The organism is Brasilonema angustatum (assembly GCF_059505445.1).
The window spans coordinates 31,733-52,165 of sequence record NZ_JCACKO010000034.1; the positions used below are offsets into that span (position 1 = coordinate 31,733).

The following is a 20,433-nucleotide window of genomic DNA, read 5'->3' on the forward strand; positions in this document are numbered from 1 at the left end:
CAAAATCCGTAGGCATCGTTATTTTGCTCCCCATGCATTAATTAATTCTTCAAGCACTTTTAATTCAGCGGCAAGTCTAGAAACCTCGCTGGACACTGATCTCATGGCTTGACCAACCGTAAAATAATCGCCATCTTCGTTAATAGCTTTTAACTCTCTAGCGATCATGCTTCCCAAATTTTGCAACTCTCGCTTGTACTCTCTAAGAGTTGCTTTTCTTTTGTTACTAACTGGTAAATCCATCTAACAAAGCTCTAATTGCATAGAAATAACTGGCACAGAAAGCGTTTCTGAGGTATTAGGCAACTTACTCCAATCAATGTCCTCTAATATGGCAATGCCACCTACATTGTCATAAACTGGTCTATTCGGGAGAAAGTAAAGCTTTTCTTTTGACCTGGTTATAGCAACATATACCAAATTCTCTTCTTGTATTTCTTGGTTAGAATCATCCCGCTCTGGCGGCAATTCATCACTTGCAATCAGCCAGACAGTCTGTGCTTCGTCACCTTTGGCTCTGTGGATTGTAGAAAGGATAACACACTCAGACGTAGAATCCACAACAAAAAGTTCCAGGATGCGATCGCAGAACTGATGAATAGTTGCACACTGATTGCCAAAAGAATCATAACAAGACTGCAACGCATGAGCAGTGTCGGTCATGGTGTCCGCCATCAAATCATCGTCTGCATTTTCAATTGCAGACTCAAGCCACTCATGCAAATGATAAGTAAATCGTGCCATTGGGTGATGCCCAAGAACATCCTGCGCCGTTGAACACAAACCTTCTGCAATATCTTTGCCCCTAATTTGCGCTTTAACGCCTCTCAACACCAAGTCAATGCAGGTTCGTACCAGTGGTGCGGTCATTCGGCTAAGGATCAAATCGTCGGCACGCACGTTCTCATAAAAGAATGCGTGGTCAATCGTCTGCATAACTCCTTTGATCGCATCTGGCTTAGCCTGAATGTATGGTATAATTTGCCGTGCCAGTTCAATGTGTGAACTTGGACATCGATAAGAAACAGGCAAAGGTAACTGTACGCAATTGAATTCACTTCTAAGCATAGGAAAAGCATCCGCAAGCGCACCAGCAAAGCTAAAAATAGATTGTCTTTCATCACCCACAACAATTATGCGTGCGCCATCTTGTACAAACTTCCTATACAAAGACTGCATAACTGCATTGGTATCTTGGGCTTCATCTACCATCAAAATCTGGACTTTGCCTAATGGGGATAGCTGCCACTGATGAGGTATGTACAACAAGTCGTCAAAATCGAAAATTGCTTTTTCGCTGGCTTGTTTGTTGCCCTTGATTATGCAATCCATCGCTAACTTAATTGCAAAGAATTTTAAATTCCCAGGAATAACAACTCCATACTCTCTAAGCGCTTCTGCTATTTCTCGAAATTTAAAGACTGGCAAAGCAATTCTAATAATGTGGCATACGCTGTAGATTGCTTTTGTTAAACTTCTGAGCGCTTTTTCGTCTGAATTATTGAAAGAATAATCTGCTGTTCCTTGTGATATTTCGCGGATCATGTTTTGAATAGCAGAGTGCGCTAGCTTCCAATACTTATCGTTATCAATTAACAAACCTCCTTCAAAGCTATGAGTTGCTTTCATACACATTGCATACCCATAGCCGTGTGCCGTCCCTACCTTTACTCTACTTGGCACTTCCTTTTCTAGCTTGTCAGCGACCGATTTGTTAAAACAAAAGATTCTGATTTTTGTGTTGCTGGGTAGCCAGTGAACTATTCCCTTGAGAGTTGAAGTATTATGAGTAACGGTAAAATCAGACAACAAAAATCTCCCGTTTCCATCAAGAGTAAATCCAAAATATTCACCCTTACCAATTGGCTCTACTGTAATACCTGTACGCAAAACATCCTTGCATTGTTTGCGCTTTGGCACTTGTCTGTACAAAGATGGAATCAGAGAAACATCACCACTGATAGTAATTCTGTAATAGTTCCTTGGTTCACTCCATCCTGCAAGCTTAACCGATTTGATTGAACTATAAGCAGCAAACCCAAGGGAGCGAGCCAAAAAAAGGATATCTTTGTTTAATTGAGCGTACTTGGTGACAATCTCGTAGTATCCACTGTGGTAATAACCATCTGTGTCTAATAACCCAGCTAACAATTTAAGTCGATTAACTCTGCTAGCGACTAAATATTCATGAGGTATCTGCTTTTGAAAATCTTCACTAACAAAATCATGCAACACTTGCTTCAAATAATTAGATTCGTACTTGCCGCGCTTATAGCCTTCAGTAAACTTGAATCTAACTCGAATGCAATTACCTTTTTGTGGCACATGAGTTGTCTCTAACCCATACCGTAAAGCGATCGCATCACAATATCTAATCACCTCTTGATTATTATCTGTTATCACTATTGCACCAGATGAATTAGGCTTGACCACGTCCCCATCACCTAGCCATAATCCACAAAAATAAGGGTCTAAAGGCAGTTCTTCTGGGTCTTCAAAATCAACACCAACTCTAATTTGCTTCCAGTATCTGCGAAATCTTTCCTCCGAAGCTAAATATTCTGGTAAAGAGATATCAAACACCTCGTTATCTCCTATTTTCCGTCCGTAACCAGTAATCGCAGATCGACGTGAATTAACTAAAGTCAGAATGTGCTGTGAATTACAAACCCAAGAGTCACCTTTAACTGGGGTAATTTTGTACAATTCATCAACCCCAAATGTTACACCTTGAACGCGGCGCAATGTGCCATCGTCGCCCATAAGTGCATAACCGTTTTTAACGTCTTCAACATTAATAGAAAAACCATTGTACATCAACACTTTGGTTCCTCTTCCCAAACACTTCCCAGACCCGGCGCAGGCTTGCACTGCAATGTTGCGATCGCCTTGAACAACCTCTCTAAACACATCGCGCTGATATTTTGACCAGGCAAAATTACGGTAATAATTTCTATCTTTCATGTTTCCCCTTGGTTACCGTAAAGTTACGGTAACCAGAAAGTACGTCTAATTATTCGTGAATTAAAGCAATCAAGTGCTTTGCAAATGCAGCTCCTACCTCAGCACGATACTTTTTTCCACTTGCCATAGTAATAAGCAAAAAAGTTTTATCTTGGTCTTCATAAGAGGAGCCGCATTTATTGCCTGGTAACTGGCAAATGGAGCAGATCATATCAAGATTAACTGTTAAGTTTTTGCTGATTTTGTACGTTGCATTCGCTCTCTTGGGCAATGTATGCCCACAATTTCACATTTTTATAAAGAATGTCAACCATCTATTGACGTTTTCTCTTTGCGGTGTTTCTATTGTGTGTGTGGGGCTATTAGTCTACAAAAAGTATATTGATAGGCTGTCACATGCATCTTTTCTGGTTATCGTAAAATTACGCTAACCAGCAGATGCAGTATTTTTAACTTCATGAAACCAAGCCAACACGCCTTCTCCCCAGCGTTGCCCAGCAGCCTCAAAATTGGTCACCTTGTCTTGGTAACTTTGTGCTGCCAACTGTCTGGTGTAGTAAATTCCTTGGCTGAATCCAAAGTCGCCAGCCATGTCATAAACTAACTTTCTGAGTTTGTCGGGTGCTAAGTGCCCAGGCTGCTCGCCTCCATAAGCACGGCACTGAGCCACAATCCATGCTGGTTCGTGTCCTGAGATTGCGCGAAGTCTTTTAATAAAAGCATTGTGCTGTGGATACAGGACCTGCTTTGGTTGCACAAAAGGGAGGATATTCTTAGGTTTTGACGCATCAAATTTCTCTAAAATCATTTGAGCGCACGGTAGCAGTTGCTCACTTTCTACGAGTGGCGCTTTGATGTAATTAGGCGCGTACACTCTGCACCACACAATGCTTTCATCGTCCCCAGGTACAAAAGCAAGAGTAAGCAATTGTTCAGAAATATTTTCTATTGCCAGCAAGCTTCCAAGTAAAGATTTAGAAAAGCAAGTATCAAGTCCGGACGACAATACATAGGCGTCATCTCCTGCTTGCAAAGTGATATTTAACTTTTCTGTCTCTTTGTTCCGCCTCATAACTTTATCTACCGCTACGTGGATGATATATCCGGTAAAACTCTTCTGTTTCATAATCACCTGTTGATTTTTGGAGTCCAGCTTGTAAAGGCAATCATTTCCGTTGCGACCAACAAACACCCACTCTTTGAGACCTGGAGGGCGATCATTGAAGCCCAGCGATCGCTTGCTGGTGCTTTCTACCAATTGCTTGAGTAGTTTATTCTGCTCGCTTAAAAGCTTTATAAGTTCTTCCATCTGTTTTCTTGGCTAAGTGGTTCCATATTACCGTTGCTGCCTTCACGTGTCAATGTGGGCATATTGACACGTGCGCCAAGATGAGAAATAATTATGTTAATGTGGTCATAGACAGTATCTAAAAAAAGTATGGCATTAAAACAAATTACAGTCCGCCCAAGTTTAGCGGAATACAAAGCCCTTGAAAACTGGCGAATATTAAATGAACAGCCCACGGAATCGGCTGCAATGTCTGAGTTGCTACGTAGGTTTTTCGACGGAGGCTACAGAAGAAGCTCAAAATATCGCATAACCAAAGTCAGAAAGGAGCTAGAGGCATTATTATCTGAGTCTTCTAAAGCAAAAAAAAATAACACTTAATTTAATAATTTATACAAGGAGGCACTAAAATGAATACACGTAAATCCACAAAAGAACCAAACCCGTTAAAACCTAAAGTACAAGGATTAACTTACGCAGAACAGCAAACCAGAAAGCTAAGGATAGCTGCATATGTAGATGAAGATCTATTAGCGCAGCTAGATGATTGGTGCAAACAAAATAACAAGGATCGCGGTGCCGCAATGCGTTATATTATGCGTACCATGCTAAATGTTCAAGATAATGCGGATGATACTGCTGTTAACCAATGTATTTCTATATTGGAAGAATTGACAGATCGCATCCGCTTATCGAACGCGACCTGCTAAAAATCGTTAAACATTCAAGTGTAAGTCGTTAATTTCTATTTAACCATAGAGTTCCGCCTGGTTGCAGTAACGTTACGGTAACAAGGGGGATTTTTTTTGGATGTAGAATATGTTGATACGACAAAGCGCAGTACTTATGGCACTGCGCTTGAAAAAAAGGAAGTAAAATTATGATTAATATTGAATTTTTGTAGCAGCAGCCCCGCGCTCTACCCGAAGGGTGAGCGTCGGGAAGAATGCGAGCAAGGTGAGGAGGGTGGGTCAAGCAATGCCGAAAGAAAGTCGCGCGAGTGCGACCCACGCCGACGAGACGAGCAACTCACTCCGGTAATGAACGAATAAATTCCCGCAAAACATCCGTGATGGATCTTCCGGTTTTTTGGCAATAGGAATCCAGTCGATCTTTTTCGGTCTTAGGGAGTCGAATCTGGATTGTTTCTTTGCTAAACATAATTGCGATGTATGGATATATGCACTACAATGCTATCACAGCATTCATTTTTCCCATGCGAACCGCCTACCAGTACCGATTACGTCTGACGAAGTTGCAACAATCCACAATTGATCAATGGATTGAACTTGCTCGTCGTCAATACAACTATCGGCTGGCAGAGCGGTTCAAGTGGTACGAACAAAATCGCTGTGATGTTGATGCATGCCCCCTCATTTGCCACTTAAGCGAGTTGAAAGATCGTCCCGATTTCTATGCTCAGAAACGGGACTTGGTGAACTCTAAAAAGCTGTTTCCTGAATACAAAGACCTTCCGTCTCACACCTTGCAAGATGTTATTGCACGGGTAGAGAAAGCTTTTGACCGATGGTTAAGCGGTGATAGTAACGGCTCTCGTTGCGGTAAGCCACGATTCAAGGGACAAGGACGATTTCGTTCAATTGCATTCCCAGATCCAGTCAAACCAGAACACATCAACGGGCGGTTTATTCAACTTCCAAAAATTGGCAAGCTGAAAATGATTCAGCACCGTCCTTTACCTGATGGCTTCAAGGTGAAGACGGCTGCAATTATCAAAAAAGTAGACGGATATTACATCACGTTGTCGCTTCAAGAGTCGTCTGTTCCCGTTCTTACTCCTGATGCCCCAACACTGAAAAACACCATTGGCATCGACGTGGGATTAAAGTCGTTTCTGGTAGACGATTCAGGGGAAGAAATAGAAATTTCTCAGCATTATCGCAAAGCAGAAAAGTATCTAAAGCGAGTACAGCGTTCACTTTCCCGCAAAAAGAAGGGGTCTAATCGTCGCAAGAAAGCGATTAAGCGAGTTGCCAAAGCTCATTTAAAAGTCAGCAACAAACGGAAAGACTTTCATTACAAAGCCGCTCAGAAGCTTTTACAACAAGGAAAACACGTTGCTCATGAAAAACTAAATATTAAAGGTCTAGCCAAGTCTCGACTTGCAAAATCAGTTAACGACGCTGGATGGGGTCAATTCTTGCAAATTCTTTCAATCAAAGCTGAAAAAGCTGGATTGCTTGCAATTGCTGTACCTCCTGGTGGCACTTCTCAAAATTGCTCTGGATGCGGTATAAAAGTTCCGAAAGAACTGAAGGACAGAATTCACGCTTGTCCTCAATGCGGACTGACGCTTGACCGTGACCACAATGCAGCGATTAATATCAAGTATTTGGCGGTAGGGCATTCCGTCAATAAAGCTCATCTAACGTCCGAAGCAATAGCTGGAGTCGATGAGAAGCCCGCTCTGTATGCGTAAGCATCAGAGTCGGGAGTATGTCACTGAATTGACGATAAGAGCAAGCTCGTTTGCAAAATCAACAATTCAGACTATTAATCACATTAAATATTACATAGAATAGATTATATAATGAATCGCGCCCTTTCAGTTTTTGCTCGTCCAATCCCATACCACAAGGAACTGCGCAACATAACGGGTTCTGTGCTTTCAGCTATCCTCATGCAGCAGTTAGAATTCCGCTTTGACGGGACTGGCGATGGGTTCTATAAATTTATGCAACCTTGCCAGCACAAAGCTTACAGAGAAGGCGACTCTTGGGAAGAAGAGTTGAATTTTTCTGTAGGAGAATTTCGCACAGCCTTTGACCGAATTGGCATTCGTTATAAGTCAAAACGTGAATACTCTGTAGCTCTTGCCAAGGGAGAAGTGTTTGGCGAGGACAATAAGTATATGTACTGCTCTTATCACGACAAAATCAAAGGACTTACCTTTTACTTCCGCAATCATCAAAAGGTTGCTGAACAAGTGGAAGTTTTAACTCATGGGGAGCCTATTTACGTAACTAAGCAAAAGAAATCTACGGAAATGAAGAATCCTGATTCACGTAAATTAAAAATTGTCAGTTACGTAGCTGAGGAATCCTCCGATCATCTATATACAGAGAATACTTCAGAGAATAACTATCCAGAGAATACATACACAGAAGAGCATATGGAACTTTTTCAAGAAGTCTCTGAGTTAGTGTCGGATGAAATTGACTGGGACAGCATTAAGCTGTTAAATAACACAGAGGAGCAAAATTACGATCTCTCTTTTACTCCGGAAGAGCCACCAGAAACTTTGATAGAAAACGAGATCACTCATGAGGACAAAATTCCCGCGCCCGCAGCAGCATCATTCGACAAAAGCGAACAACCGAACTATCAGCTAATAGAAAGTGTTGAAAGCCTGCCTTTGATGCCTGGGAGCAAACGGCTAATCCTTCCTTGGGAAAACCCAGGGCACAGTCGCAACGACTTGTACAAATGGGACTTTGCTGAATGGCTGTACACTTCTCACTTGAAACAATGCAGCACCTTTACTAAAGATGGGTTCCGAAAAAATAAAAATCGTGTGCGGAACTATCTTTTAAAAGCCCACAGCGACGCAACTAGATTGGAAACCCTTGCTAACTTTTGGAATGAATTTGTCACTAACTTGACCCCAGTAGTAACTTCTTCTCAATCCCCTCTAGAAAGCTTTCTAACCCGTTGCGGAGATGAATTAAGAAGGATTGTCCTTAGAAACAATTTCACACAAGCTGAGATTCAAAATATCGCCGAGTGCTGGGAAGCAGCTAACAAGGATGAGGAGTTAGTTATTATGATGATGGAGCGCTCAGGACTTATTGATGATTTTTGATGTTTATGCAAACTTTTCAGAAGCCACTTACCGAGGTGAGCACTATCCTTCACAAGCTGTTTTTTCCCATTTCATAAGTGCCAAACTGTCCTGGCTTGTCAACACTTTGTTCAGTAACCCTGATACACCAGAACTTTGGGGTTAAGAATCCTCTGGCTTGGTTTCTCATGGGTTCCCTGATTGGGTGAATTTGCGCCCAGTTAAACCAAATCAATGATCGCCCTTCGACTCACGCAAAATGCAAAGCGCCCAGAAACATTTCTAAGCGCTTACCCAAGAACTTGAAGCGATTCACCACCAAAGAGAACACATCAACATTCTAGGTACTTACTTATTATACCATCCTGCCAGAGTATTGACTGGTATACCCAGTAATAAACCGTGATCTCCTATTTGCAAAACGAATCATCTTTGCAGCGATCGCATACTCAGCGGCATTATGCTCTTGTACCGCTAATTCCATCTGCTGAGTGGTTAAATGCAAGGTTTCTTTCAGCCTGTAGTTTTTCATAATCTTCCTCAACTTTTACGGTTATCGTAACGTTACGCTAACCAGGCAGAAAAATATTTTTAGAACCGCTTGATTTATTATGCCCGATTGGGCATAATAAATATCAACCACCAAAAAGAAAGACATGACACGTTTAACGATAGAAGGAATTAGTGCGCAGGTCAAAGAAGCAGGTTTAGAAATGAACGTCAACAAAAAACAAAAAAATCTGTATAAGTATGTTGTAGTTGACGTGCAACTTAACCCTGTGTTTGGTGCGGACACGCTTGCTGACATTAGCCTGTTACTTGAGAACTACCTTGCTAATCTTCCAGTTGAAACTGAAGCTGAAGCTGAGGATGAACCACTTGTTGAGCCAGTTTACACTTTGGGTGACTTTGAAGGCATTGAACGCGACGTGATGGCTGTAACTACTTGGTTCGCAGCTACACCACTGACCTGCGATGTTTTGAGCTATCAGTATTGTCGCCTGATTGACAAGCCACCCAGCTATTGGGATATTTGGTGGCTAACTTATGACAGAGCAAAACGTCAACTTATTGGCGCGGTTACAGCCGCTAAACACACAGTTGTTTTGCCTAATTTCCAGGTCATTTAACCAAGAATTTGATATCTGCTTTGCGTTTTCATTCAAAACCGTTCGAGACAAATTGATTGAGCTTGGTTTCCTTGTAGCAAGTTCGCGTTCAAAGTATCACCTATCTCGCCTGGGGGAAGGCTACGCCGTAGAAATGGATTATGAGCGTTACTGGCATTTAAGTATCCTTAAGCTTTTGGAGAATTTATGATTTTAAGCTTTTCTATTACTTGCAAGCTTGCTGTACAGCATAAAGTTGCTGATCCTTTGAGAACAGGCATGAAAACAGTGTCTCGGCGCAACTGGTCAGACGCTCACGCAAACAAGTGGTTAAATGCTTATCGTTCAGGGAAACATTTGCACTCTTGTTGGTCTAACGCGCCATTTGTGCATGGTGCTTGTTACTTGGGACAGATTCACCTATCTTGTGAGCCTTACCAGGAGATGTTGATTGATATGCCTGAATCAGACCTTGTGCGGGAGGGAGGTTTCTGGCAATCACGCGAAGATTTTATCCGCGACATCGGTAAAGATAACCCATATAAAATTCTGTGGGTTGTCCGCTGGGATAAATTTTTCTTGGCTAATTGACGCAATGCCCACTTGGGCATACAATGATCACAACGGATTTGAAGGAAAATATTATGGAGACAAAGGAATATGAATGTTGAGATTGTCAAAGCAGTAACAAAAATGCTTTCTGATTTTAACAAATATTTTAGTTACTTGCATGGAAAAACGAACATAGTAGAAATAGAGTTACCCAAGGAAGCCATTATGGTTTGGGTAAAGATTTTTGAAGGTTTAACGCGGGAAGAACGCCAATCTGCTATAGAAAAAGTCTACGAGCACTACAGTTATCATCCAACGCCGCAGCAGTTCCGTGAGTTGGTGAAAGAATCAGAAAGCGCGGATGCACTTTCTGAATGGATCGTTGTTCTTGATGCATTAAGAATGTCTGCTGACGATGCAAGAGATAGGGTTGAGTGCTTATCTCCTCATGCTCGTCGTGCTTTGCAGACAGTTGGTGGGTTATCTGGGATTGGAATGTGCCCAGAAGCTGCTTTGCACAAATCTGTGAAAGAAGATTTTTGTTTGGCTTGGAAACTCATTAAGAATAGCACAATTCCTCACCCGTTAGAAGCGCAATTCAACCATACCAGAAGTGTTGAACCTGTTATTGATGTGAGTTCTCGCATAGGCGCTTTTTCTGCCAGCTTCGGTACTTTGAGTGATTCTGATGGTTAGCGTAACGTTACGGTAACGAGAGATGAATGAACTTGTGAAAGAAATTCAGCACGATATATGTTACTTAAGGTCTAAGGGCAAAAATATTAATATTTTGCCTGTTTGTGACTCAATATTTGCGCTTTACATCAACAACAATTGTTACGGGAACTGGACAGTTATTGGACTAATTTCTATTATTGCCCAGTACAGGTGTAAATCGTATCCTGACTCATTTTTTGCCAGTTATGGCATTCCATTGCCAATGGAACTTTAGCTTTAGGCTTGGTTGAATGGCAAATTATAAAGAGCTACTGCGCAGTAGCTCTTTTGTTGTTAACGTAAAATTACCATAACGGACTTGTCATTGTATGGCAAGTATGGCATACTAAAAGCACAGGTAATTTAAGGTAAAATATGACAAAGATAGAAATTATTCAGTCAGCAATCAAAAGCACTCAAGAAGAAATTGAGCAATTGAGAGCTAAACGAACAAGCAAAGCAAACACTCGAAAAATTGAAGAAGGCGAAATTAAGCTTGCAAACTTAAGTGCATTCTTCAATTTAGTAGAAAAAGGTGGATCTTTGGATAGCTTGTATGTTGCCAAAAGCATAGGTGAAGAAGTTCACAAGATTTACCAAGTTTTTGACAATGGCGAAGTAGAGCTTGAAACTTTTCAAGACGAAGTGTTTAAAGCTAACCTTAGCGACTTAATGTATGACGAAAAAGCAACTAGTGAATCTCCCGCCATAGATTCAGTGGTGATTCTTAGGTCTGGAGAGGAGTGCAAGCTAGTGCGGTTGATTTACCCAGGGCAAATAGAAGTAGAAGGTAAGTCTGGCTTAATCCCATCTTCTGATTGGACACTTAGTAATGTTGCGGTGCCAGAAGAGTTCGCTGTGCTGCCACAACAAGAAGAAAATCAAACACAGCTTCCAGAAGGCGTTCCCAAAGTTGTTTTTTTGGATACTCCAATTGAAAAAATTGTTGGGAGTTACCGTTTTATTATTGGAAAAACAGAACAAGATGATTTCATTGGGCAGTTGTTTGAGGTTTTGTCTAAGCAAGAATCCCAACTTGTCATTCAAACCGAACCAAGCAAAAGGTTTCATTGGGTGCGCTCAGTTTTGGTTTTGAAATATCACCAAGACAAAAAACCATTGCAGGCAGGCGATAAACTGAATTTTGATCCTTGGTTACTGGCATTTCCTTCTGAAAATCAGGAAGCTTACCATCCTACAGATGACGAGGAAGACGTATCCGATATTCAAGAGGACTTAATGAGTGGTAAGCCAATTCTGCAAGCCGTTGGAGTTAGTACCAATGGAGAAACCTTCTCAGGATATAGGCGAACGCTTGCAGCCATAAACGCTGGTCTGGAAACAATTCCAATTGATGTGCGTCAATTTGAAACGAGAGTGGAATTCATTGAAGCCTTATTTGATGCGAACAAGACTCGTGAAAAAACACCAGAAATTAAAGCACGTGAGCGTGACATTAGATTCAAGTATTGTTCCGAAGAAGCCAAGCAGGCACAGTTAGCGCGTTTGCGTGATCCTTCTGGTACAAAGAACCCACTTGCTTTAGGATCTGCTTGGGAGCGAACAGTTGCTAATGAGCCAGATATTAGCCCATCGACAGCCGCTGCGCAATCTCGAATCCTTCAGTTTATTGATCATTCTCCTGATAGAGAGATGGCAACAAAAATCCGAGAAGTTTTTAACTCTGGGGACAAGAAAACAAAGACCTGCGAGGATTTAATTAAGTATAGCCAGCATGCTCCTGCTGATGCCAGAACTGCTGCGGATATGATCTTGAACGGGGATGCATCTAGTGTTCCTAAAGCGATCGCAAAAAACAACAAACTCTCCCCATTTGCCAAAAGAGAAACGCCAGAAGGTGTCCACATTCCTCCTAGTGGAACTATTCCACCTAATAGAGCAGAGTCTACCCAGTCATCTTCCCCTGTTTTGCCTCCTAATCTTATGCGCTTGGTTGCAAATACTCTGGGAAGAATTGACATTGATATTCTTAGTGCAAATGCTTCCTCAAATGCAACACATCATTTTACTGGCGCATCTGACAAATTAAACGCTTTAAAAGCTGATTGGCAAATTCCTGGTAAGCGAGGTGCTTGTAAAGTATTTGGTTGCCTTTATGTTGATAATTTGCTTGAATGGATTCAAGCATTATCTGCGCAATGGGTTAAAGGCAATATTGCAGAAGCTGTTATTTTTGTCGCCAACCCTGCTCTTAGTGTACGCAACGCTCTTAAAGGAATTGCTGCTGTTTCTGGTGAAATCTTGTTCCCTGTAGAACTTACCGTTGCAAATCAGTTTTATGCAAAAGCAGAAATGACGGTGTATTACCTGGGTGGTAGTTGGCAAAAGTTCGCCAACATCTTTGAACCATTTGCTGATGTCCGAATTAGACGCTGGGCATTTGAACCAAATATTACGCCACTTGCTTTTGACGATAGTGAATTGCATTGGCAAGAAAGCACCAACGGTTCCAGCGCTCAATACAAGGGCATGAGGCTTTCAATTATCGAAACGATGGATGGATCTTGGTATGCCGAAGTTAATGGGCAAAAAATCTCTGAAAACCTAGAAAGCAAAGCGCAAGCTAAAACCATTGCCGCAACCGCAGCAGATCAACTGAGTGCTGCCTAAAAAATATCTGGTTATCGTAACGTTACGGTAACCAGTTTTAGAGGTGCTCTATGAAAGAATCAACAAATATTTTAATTTCTGATTTAGAAGCAAAAGCTTTCAAGTCAGATTTCTCTTTGTATCATGAAGTTCTTAACAAAGCAAGAACAGGTTATTATCATTCCTGCAAAAGTCCTTTATCTGATCCTGAGCAGGCTTTGATTTTGGATTTAGTCAAGCTTGGTTTTTATGATTTGATTATTAAAGCGCATAGTGGCGCGTATGAAACGACTTTTGCCGAGGCGGATGTTTGGTTGCAATTAGATCTTAGCGTGGTAATGAAGTTTATTAAACAACAGTAATAAACAACAAGCAGTAATATAAAAAAGGAAGGTTTTAAACCTCCCTTGTTTTTTTCTTTTTATGTATGAAGGCTGTTAAGAGCAGCCTTTGCTAAAATCCTTTTACTGTAACCGCTTGAGTGTTTTTGTTTTGGCGTTTAAGAAAGTTGTGCTCAAGTGCATTAAGAACTCTGTTTTCAACCTGGGCTTTCCCGCCATGCCACATGCTGTGAATGTGAGATTCTCCAGTGCTACGGCTATGGTGGTTAAGTTGTTCAGTGACACAGTTCAAAAGTTCCCACGCATTATTGTTGCTAGCCTCTAAGTGAGATCCAATGCTGGTGTGGTTAGCATAGTTATAATAAGCTTGCCGAACCAGTTTACTTTGGTCATAAAAAGACTTGAGGCGATCGCTGTTTTCTTCCTTGTCGCCTAGCGTTTCAATCAAGAAGTCTTTAGCCTCCCGATTGCTGATTGGAGTTTGTGCCAACTCATCAATCAACTGACCCAAGTTTGCGAAATTGTTCTTTGAACTTTCCAGAATTGCGTTTACTGATGCTTTTGAAAAGGATTGATTATGCCCTATAGAGCGCGTACCAACGTTAACCTTGCGAGTGATACCGTTGCAGCAAACAAGCCGGACTGCGCTTAATTTAGCGGTAAGCCCTGCGCCATACTCGTGTGAGTTTGTGAGTATCAGGCGACCGCAAATGACATCATCTGTTCCCATGACTGCCCATGATTCATTAACAACCGCGCTGGCAAACACTAGGCGACCGTCGCGCAGACTGCCTAGGCGTTCCATTTCAATTCCTGCGATCGCACAAAACTCATCAAAAGCATTCACTACCTCACGATTTTGATAAGGCTGCCAAGTGTCGTTAGTAACGCCAAAGAGTAGCCCTGTATCTCCCCTATACACTGCTTGCTGCTGCGTATTGAGAAATTCCATGTTTTTCCCGTATTTCATCAAAGATGTTTCAGTTTCCCAATTAAGCCCTGCGTGCTTAAGCTTCTCGTCTAAGCTCCACTCTGACTCAACTGCGACGCCCACTCCCTTGTAATAAGCATCGTTGATCATGCCTTTGTAACCATTTTGCTTAAAGCGCTCTTTAATCTCAGATGCCGCTAATTTCACCTTGTCTTTGTCAAAGTGAAAGCCTTGCTCGTATTGCTCATTTTTAAGCGCTTCTGGCTTAAAATCAAACTCTAAGTTAAAGCCGCCATCTAAAGAAGCGTCTGAAATGCCATGTTCTTCAAAACTCATAGCTGAAATCTCATTCACTACTTCTTTAGTATGCCCATATGGGCATGTATTGTCAATGATTTTCTGGCTATTTTTTTATATTATGGTTATTGTAACGTTACGATAACCAGGTGACATGAAAGAGGTTAAATTAACGGATTTAAGCTTTGACCCCAAGAACGCTAATAAGGGCAGTGAGCGTGGACGTGGGATGTTAGAGGAATCTTTGCAGCAGCTAGGGGCTGGGAGGTCAATAGTTGTTGACAGGAATGGTGTGGTTATTGCAGGGAACAAGACTTTAGAAACTGCTGTGGAATCTGGGTTTTTGGATGGGATAGAGATAGAGACCGATGGGAGTAAGTTAGTGATTGTTCGTCGCAGTGATTTGGATTTGGCGACGGATGTTAAGGCAAAGCAGTTGGCAATTTGCGATAACAGGGTAAGCGAGGTTAGTCTTACATGGGATGCCGAGATACTTAAAGAAATTAGTAAAGATGTTGACTTGAGTGCGTTCTTTACTTCAGACGAGCTAAGCGACTTGTTCACTGAGGAGGAGGAACCCAACGGCAAGGGAGGTACAGGCGATCCAGATGCGGTGCCGGGAGCAAAAGAGCTTAGATGTAAGCTCGGTGATATTTGGGAACTGGGCGAACATAAGCTGATAGTAGGCGACAGCACTGACTCGGTCATAACTCGGACTTTGCTCGGAGATGAAAAAATCCAATTGATATGGACTGACCCGCCATACAATGTGGACTACGATCCAGAGGAAAGGAATTGTAATTTTAGTGAGGAGCGCAAAACCAACCCACTGGGCAAGATTCAAAATGACAAGATGAGCGATGAAGAATTCCGCGCCTTTCTTGACAAAGCTTACAGTCGCATGAATGAGGTGTTAGAACCTGGGTGTCCGATTTATATAACTCACGCCGACACTATGGGCCATCACTTTCGCAATGCCTTTGTGGCACAGCCGTGGAAGCTACAAAGCTGTTTAATATGGCTTAAGAACCACTTTGCTCTTAGCCGCTCCGACTATCACTGGCAGCATGAGCCAATACTTTATGGGTGGAAGGAGGGGGCGGCACATCGGTGGTATGGCGATCGCACCAAGACAACGATACTAGAATACTCGCCACCGCATTATGATAAGAAAAACTGTGATACTGACGGTTATATTCACCCCACCCAAAAGCCAACCTCGCTCATAGAGTTTTGCATTGCCAACTCAAGTAAGGGCGGCGATTTGGTACTAGACCCGTTTGGAGGTTCGGGTAGCACTTTGATAGCTTGTCAGAACACCAATAGGCGAGCGCGGCTGGTCGAATTAGACCCGCGTTTCGCCAGCGCCATTATTGAGCGTTACGAAACGTACACGGGCGACGTTGCCCACAAGATAGGCGAGATAAATGGATGAGGATTTACAGTCTTGGGAAAGGCAAACGGGCGAATCCAATAAGGCGTGGGCGGCGTTCCAAGTTTTTAGGGACTTGGGCGGCAAACGCACTATAACAGCCGCGCAAGAGGTATTACAGCGCCCAATAGGTTATAGACGGACATTGGAGGAATGGTCAAGCCGATATAACTGGGTGGCGCGATGTCGTGATTACGACCAGTACATAGACCGTATAACTCGCGTTCAGCGTGAGCAAGTCAAGCGAGACGAGTACGCACGCAAAGTTGAAGCATACCGAGATGAAACTGAGCGCACAGCCAAGGCGATGGTATCAATGGGCGCACGGGCGATCGCAATCATTCAACGTGAGCTCGCCACGCGGCTACAGACCCCTGAAGTCCTAAAGTCCAATGAGCTAGCAGGGCTAATGCGAGCAAGTGTCATGGCGGTGGACGTGGGGTCAAAACTTCAGGCTGAATCTTTGGGTATAGACACTTTAGTGGACACGCTTGCCGATGAGAAGAACCAGCGATAAACGACGACGTGAAATACTAAATTACGGTGTCAATAACTGGATTGCCGAGTCAGCTTTGATTAACGCCATCAAAACAACCCGCGTCCCGATCGCCTCCAGCAATGACAAAGAGCGCCGTGCTATAGCTGATAATTTAAAGTTATTTATATTGGGCTATGATGAGATGCGCCCAGGTGCGTGGGCAGTTTTAGAACCAAATACGTTTCTAGACTGGAACTGGTCGCATGACCTTATGGTTGAAGAATTAATTCTTATAGCGCAGGGCAAGCATAGACGGTTGCTAATGAATGTTGCACCGCGCTCACTCAAATCTCTTATTGTTTCTGTCTTTTTCCCGTGCTGGGTGTGGATGCGATCGCCTTGGGAGTCGTTTCTCTGCCTCAGCTACTCAACGCCTCTGGCAAATGACCACAGTTACAAGCGCCGCCAGATTATAGAGTCAGCATGGTATCAATCACTTACGGATGGGGCATGTGCTTTATCTGATGACCGCAACCGAATTACTGAATTTTCTAACGTCTCAGGCGGCATCATGTATGCGCGAGGATTGGATGGTTCGGTGACCGGAGTCGGGGGAACTTATATCATCTGCCTTCCGTCACATCAGCATATAACGACATCGCTGGGCGAGTTACCCATAGGCGAGATAGTCGAGAAAGAAATAGAAGCTGATGTAGCAACTTACAACCATGCCACAGGCGAGGTTGAATGGCAACCAATATTAAGGTACGAGCAAAACCCAGGCAAAGAAATCATCGAAATTGAACTGGATGATGGAACTATCTTGGAGTGTACTGACGAACATCCTGTGTGGGTGGAAGGTAAGGGCTACGTCGCTGCAAGTGACATAGCACCTGGAGATATTGTTCTATGCCTGTGACAATTAACTGCGCTCATTGCAAGAAGGACTTTCCTGTTAAACCATCCAAGGTTGCAACTGCTAAGTTTTGCTCAAGGGAATGCAGGGATATCGCGAGGCGTACGCTTGCTGATCGCACTTGCAGTTATTGTGGTGGAACGTTTCGCTCCTCAAGAGATAGCGAATACTGCTCCTTGACGTGTTATTGGACTAGTAGTAGGGAAAAGAACACGCTAACCTGTAGGCAATGCGGAGAGAAGTATTACCGCCCCTGACTCCGGCACATGAAGCTAGGAACGGTGGATTCTGTTCCAAAAAGTGTTACGGCTTGTATGAGCGCGGTGATCGCAATCCGCATTACAAGCATGGTCGGCGAGTGCGGTATAACGCGCCAAAAAGGAGAAAGAAAAGCGATCCCCGCAAAACTTTTGAGGAAAAACACTCTAAGTCAAAGTGCTTTATTTGTCATGAATTCTTTTTTGTATCAAACGCTAAGCTCAACTATGCCACAAAATATGGGAAGCGTTTTTTCTGCTCTCAGGATTGCGCTAATGTAGCGCATAGCGATCGCATTAAAGGAGAGGGGAACGGACGCTATGTGCATGGAAGCTGGCAGACACCATATCCTAGAGAGTTTAATCGCACATTGCGCGAGCAAATCCGAAGCCGAGAGGATCATAAATGTTTCCTGTGCTCAACACCTGAAAACGGTAAAAAGCTGGACGTGCACCATATCGACTATGATAAGCGAAACAATGACCCATTCAACCTTGTGGCACTTTGCCATACTTGTCATGGTGGGTTGCACGGTTCACTTGAGCAAAGAAAACAATGCAGAGAAAAACTGTCAAGTCTGTTAAGCGCAAAGCTGTACCAGACAAAAGTTACAACATAGCGACCGCTAACCATAACTACTTTGCCTCTGGGGTGTTGGTGCATAATTGTGACGATCCAAATGATCCAGAACGCAGCGAGAGCGATGCTGATCGCGAAGGCAAGGTTAAAAAATTCAGAGCATACTTGACTACCCGCGCCAACGATCCAAAACGAACCAAGTGCATAGTCGTTCAACAACGCACTCACGAATCTGATGTTAGCGGGTACATTTACAATGTCATTAACAAGGACTCATCAGAGTCGTACGCATTTCATGTTATTAAGCTACCGACACGGGCAAAAACCTTTGAAACGATACTTTCACCCATAACGGGCAAGGAACTAGCTGTGCGTCATCCTGGTGACCTATTGCATCCTCATCGTTTTGGAGAGGAAGAAGATGCAGAAGCAAGACGTGAGCTAGGTGCTTATGCTTATAACGCTCGTCATGACCAGGAACCTGCGCCATTAGAAGGTGGTGTATTCAGCCACGCTGTTTGGAAGACATTTAAGGAATTGCCGCAAAAATACCAGCTATTTATATCAGGTGACTTGTCCTTTGGCAGTACTTCTAGTACAGCATCATATGTAGCAGTGGGTTTGTTTGCGATCGCTTACCCAGATTTCTACCTGGTAGATGTCTTTCATCAACGCTGCGGGTTTAAAGCAGCTAAAAAAGGCATTTTAGATTTGATTGATAGATGGGAACCTGTTTTGGGCACAGTTGGTGTCAAATTAATAGAAAAAAAAGCATCAGGCAGTGCAGTAATTGAGGATCTGCAAAATGAAGTGCCTGGTGTTGCTGCTTTCAATCCTGATTCGCATGGGAACAAAACTCAACGAGCAGAGATTGTTGCTCCTATTCTAGAATCTGGGAACTTTTATATTCGCGAAGGCGTTGGTTGGGCAGAAGATTTTAAAGTTGAATTTATAAAGTTTGGAGTGTATAACACTGATGATTTTGTAGATTGCACCTCTCAAATTGTCATATATGCTCAACAAAGGTTTAGGCGAAATCGCCATGTTCCTATTGGTTCTTTTGTGCAAGGCATGTAATTATCAAAAGCAAATCTAAAGACGAAAAAATTTATACGCTGATTCACGCGGGAGCATGGAAGCTCCGAAGTGTGCCTGTCAAGAAATTACCCCTCTTCTGTCACTTTACGTCTGAATGAGAATGAGAATATAACAGAGGGCTAGTGAGAGAAACGATAAATGCTCGTTTCTCTCACCCTAATTCATGATTATCATTCTTGTAAATTGATTGATATATGTGTACTACACATTTTTGAAATCTTGTGTATGCTTTGAGACTGACTTGAAAGTACTTTTCATCCGTAATCTCATTTGGCTTGCGTTTGCCCTGTACACGAATGAATCAGTATTTCTACAAAAATGGGTGCTCCCCAATGAAATCTCAAAAAATCGAATATGACATCAAGGCACAACCTACTGATTCTTTAATAGATGAAAATTTTTCTTCCCCTCTAAAAATATAGGAATTATATAAGAATATAACTTCTTCTTTAAAGCCTAAGCTACGAAATATATTTTGAGATATGAGTCCAGTTGCTTCAGCAATTGCAACAGAAAAATTGTTAATTTTAGCTAATTTTAAATTTTCTTTAATTAGAGTCTTAGCAATTTTTTGATTTTTGTATTCTTCTTTAACTCCCACCATGAGAATATGCAATGTCTGAAATAACTTCAAATAATATTGTGATCTAGAATAACTATATTTTAAATCATATGATAAAGCTTGAATTGGTTCAAATTTATAGCTAATATCTTTCAAATAAGGAGGTTGGCTCATCAAATGTTCTGATATAGTAAAACCAACAATCTGTCCATTAGAGTCGGTAGCAACAATTGAAAGTCTATCTTCAATGGCTTTTATACAATAAGGTTCAGCTATTTGTCTAAATTCTTGATAATTTATATTCAAACTCTTAGTTATTGGTTCATATTTCGTAAAAATTTGAGAACAGAGATCAACAGTTTGTTGAAAGTCGCCTGCTTGAATAATTCGATATTTTATTGTGTGTTTTTCATTAACATTTTTCACAAAAATTATCTCCATCATTACAATACCTTCGCCAAAAAAAGAGGATAAATATCTCAATCCCAAAACCTCGACT

At 42.2% G+C, this 20,433-nt stretch carries 21 protein-coding genes; 14 read left to right on the forward strand and 7 right to left on the reverse strand.

The annotated features are described in order from the left end of the window. Nucleotides 1-18: 18 nt before the first annotated feature. The 3 genes from AC5JM2_RS08625 to AC5JM2_RS08635 all read right to left on the reverse strand — a co-directional run bounded on the left by AC5JM2_RS08625 (nucleotide 19) and on the right by AC5JM2_RS08635 (nucleotide 4,273). Nucleotides 19-243 (reverse strand): hypothetical protein, encoded by a 225-nt coding sequence (locus tag AC5JM2_RS08625; RefSeq protein ID WP_495834482.1) that lies wholly within the window; start codon nucleotides 241-243, stop codon nucleotides 19-21. After that, nucleotides 244-2,964: a UvrD-helicase domain-containing protein gene (locus tag AC5JM2_RS08630; protein WP_495834483.1), complete on the reverse strand. Its 2,721-nt coding sequence runs from the start codon at nucleotides 2,962-2,964 to the stop codon at nucleotides 244-246. A 427-nt stretch (nucleotides 2,965-3,391) separates the two neighbouring features. Then, complete coding sequence (locus tag AC5JM2_RS08635; RefSeq protein ID WP_495834484.1) at nucleotides 3,392-4,273, reverse strand: hypothetical protein; 882 nt, start codon at nucleotides 4,271-4,273, stop codon at nucleotides 3,392-3,394. Between the two features lie 129 nt (nucleotides 4,274-4,402). Between AC5JM2_RS08635 and AC5JM2_RS08640 the strand changes: the two genes are divergently transcribed. After that, on the forward strand, nucleotides 4,403-4,633 hold the full coding sequence (locus AC5JM2_RS08640; protein ID WP_495834485.1) for a hypothetical protein: 231 nt from the start codon (nucleotides 4,403-4,405) through the stop codon (nucleotides 4,631-4,633). Between the two features lie 29 nt (nucleotides 4,634-4,662). Next, nucleotides 4,663-4,962 (forward strand): hypothetical protein, encoded by a 300-nt coding sequence (locus AC5JM2_RS08645; RefSeq protein ID WP_495834486.1) that lies wholly within the window; start codon nucleotides 4,663-4,665, stop codon nucleotides 4,960-4,962. Nucleotides 4,963-5,281: 319 nt separating this feature from the next. Here the strand turns inward: AC5JM2_RS08645 and AC5JM2_RS08650 are convergent, their stop codons facing one another. After that, complete coding sequence (locus AC5JM2_RS08650) at nucleotides 5,282-5,413, reverse strand: ribbon-helix-helix protein, CopG family (protein WP_495834487.1); 132 nt, start codon at nucleotides 5,411-5,413, stop codon at nucleotides 5,282-5,284. On the opposite strand from AC5JM2_RS08650, the gene AC5JM2_RS08655 reads away from it, so the two are divergent. Both AC5JM2_RS08655 and AC5JM2_RS08660 read left to right on the forward strand, forming a co-directional pair. Further along, entirely contained in the window at nucleotides 5,403-6,692 is a 1,290-nt protein-coding gene (locus AC5JM2_RS08655) for an RNA-guided endonuclease InsQ/TnpB family protein (RefSeq protein WP_495834488.1), read from the forward strand. The genes AC5JM2_RS08650 and AC5JM2_RS08655 overlap by 11 nt on opposite strands. Before the next feature lie 111 nt (nucleotides 6,693-6,803). Continuing rightward, the gene (locus tag AC5JM2_RS08660) at nucleotides 6,804-8,075 is read left to right on the forward strand and encodes a hypothetical protein (RefSeq protein ID WP_495834489.1); all 1,272 of its coding nucleotides are present in this window, start codon (nucleotides 6,804-6,806) and stop codon (nucleotides 8,073-8,075) included. Nucleotides 8,076-8,409: 334 nt separating this feature from the next. Here the strand turns inward: AC5JM2_RS08660 and AC5JM2_RS08665 are convergent, their stop codons facing one another. Continuing rightward, a complete protein-coding gene (locus tag AC5JM2_RS08665; protein WP_495834490.1) occupies nucleotides 8,410-8,586 on the reverse strand; it encodes a hypothetical protein in 177 nt (58 codons plus the stop codon). 124 nt (nucleotides 8,587-8,710) lie between these two features. Here AC5JM2_RS08665 and AC5JM2_RS08670 point away from each other — a divergent pair, with 124 nt between their 5' ends. The 5 genes from AC5JM2_RS08670 to AC5JM2_RS08690 all read left to right on the forward strand — a co-directional run bounded on the left by AC5JM2_RS08670 (nucleotide 8,711) and on the right by AC5JM2_RS08690 (nucleotide 13,404). Further along, on the forward strand, nucleotides 8,711-9,184 hold the full coding sequence (locus AC5JM2_RS08670) for a hypothetical protein (protein ID WP_495834491.1): 474 nt from the start codon (nucleotides 8,711-8,713) through the stop codon (nucleotides 9,182-9,184). Nucleotides 9,185-9,370: 186 nt separating this feature from the next. Further along, nucleotides 9,371-9,754: a hypothetical protein gene (locus AC5JM2_RS08675; RefSeq protein ID WP_495834492.1), complete on the forward strand. Its 384-nt coding sequence runs from the start codon at nucleotides 9,371-9,373 to the stop codon at nucleotides 9,752-9,754. Between the two features lie 69 nt (nucleotides 9,755-9,823). Next, the gene (locus tag AC5JM2_RS08680; protein WP_495834493.1) at nucleotides 9,824-10,411 is read left to right on the forward strand and encodes a hypothetical protein; all 588 of its coding nucleotides are present in this window, start codon (nucleotides 9,824-9,826) and stop codon (nucleotides 10,409-10,411) included. Between the two features lie 396 nt (nucleotides 10,412-10,807). Then, nucleotides 10,808-13,063 (forward strand): ParB N-terminal domain-containing protein, encoded by a 2,256-nt coding sequence (locus tag AC5JM2_RS08685; RefSeq protein WP_495834494.1) that lies wholly within the window; start codon nucleotides 10,808-10,810, stop codon nucleotides 13,061-13,063. A gap of 50 nt (nucleotides 13,064-13,113) precedes the next feature. Next, on the forward strand, nucleotides 13,114-13,404 hold the full coding sequence (locus AC5JM2_RS08690; protein WP_495834495.1) for a hypothetical protein: 291 nt from the start codon (nucleotides 13,114-13,116) through the stop codon (nucleotides 13,402-13,404). Between the two features lie 91 nt (nucleotides 13,405-13,495). On the opposite strand, the gene AC5JM2_RS08695 is transcribed toward AC5JM2_RS08690, so the two are convergent. Further along, complete coding sequence (locus AC5JM2_RS08695; RefSeq protein WP_495834496.1) at nucleotides 13,496-14,650, reverse strand: DUF932 domain-containing protein; 1,155 nt, start codon at nucleotides 14,648-14,650, stop codon at nucleotides 13,496-13,498. 115 nt (nucleotides 14,651-14,765) lie between these two features. On the opposite strand from AC5JM2_RS08695, the gene AC5JM2_RS08700 reads away from it, so the two are divergent. From AC5JM2_RS08700 to AC5JM2_RS08720, 5 genes are all read left to right on the forward strand, one after another. After that, nucleotides 14,766-16,046: a DNA modification methylase gene (locus AC5JM2_RS08700; RefSeq protein WP_495834497.1), complete on the forward strand. Its 1,281-nt coding sequence runs from the start codon at nucleotides 14,766-14,768 to the stop codon at nucleotides 16,044-16,046. Further along, nucleotides 16,039-16,560 (forward strand): hypothetical protein, encoded by a 522-nt coding sequence (locus tag AC5JM2_RS08705; RefSeq protein WP_495834498.1) that lies wholly within the window; start codon nucleotides 16,039-16,041, stop codon nucleotides 16,558-16,560. Before AC5JM2_RS08700 ends, AC5JM2_RS08705 begins: the two co-directional genes overlap by 8 nt. Next, nucleotides 16,541-17,440 (forward strand): Hint domain-containing protein, encoded by a 900-nt coding sequence (locus tag AC5JM2_RS08710; RefSeq protein WP_495834499.1) that lies wholly within the window; start codon nucleotides 16,541-16,543, stop codon nucleotides 17,438-17,440. Before AC5JM2_RS08705 ends, AC5JM2_RS08710 begins: the two co-directional genes overlap by 20 nt. A gap of 226 nt (nucleotides 17,441-17,666) precedes the next feature. Then, nucleotides 17,667-18,314: an HNH endonuclease gene (locus tag AC5JM2_RS08715; protein ID WP_495834500.1), complete on the forward strand. Its 648-nt coding sequence runs from the start codon at nucleotides 17,667-17,669 to the stop codon at nucleotides 18,312-18,314. Continuing rightward, the gene (locus AC5JM2_RS08720; RefSeq protein WP_495834501.1) at nucleotides 18,251-19,351 is read left to right on the forward strand and encodes a hypothetical protein; all 1,101 of its coding nucleotides are present in this window, start codon (nucleotides 18,251-18,253) and stop codon (nucleotides 19,349-19,351) included. The genes AC5JM2_RS08715 and AC5JM2_RS08720 overlap by 64 nt, the downstream gene beginning before the upstream one ends. Before the next feature lie 361 nt (nucleotides 19,352-19,712). Here the strand turns inward: AC5JM2_RS08720 and AC5JM2_RS08725 are convergent. Then, on the reverse strand, nucleotides 19,713-20,433 hold a 721-nt coding region (locus AC5JM2_RS08725), incomplete at its 5' end, for a GNAT family N-acetyltransferase (protein ID WP_495834502.1).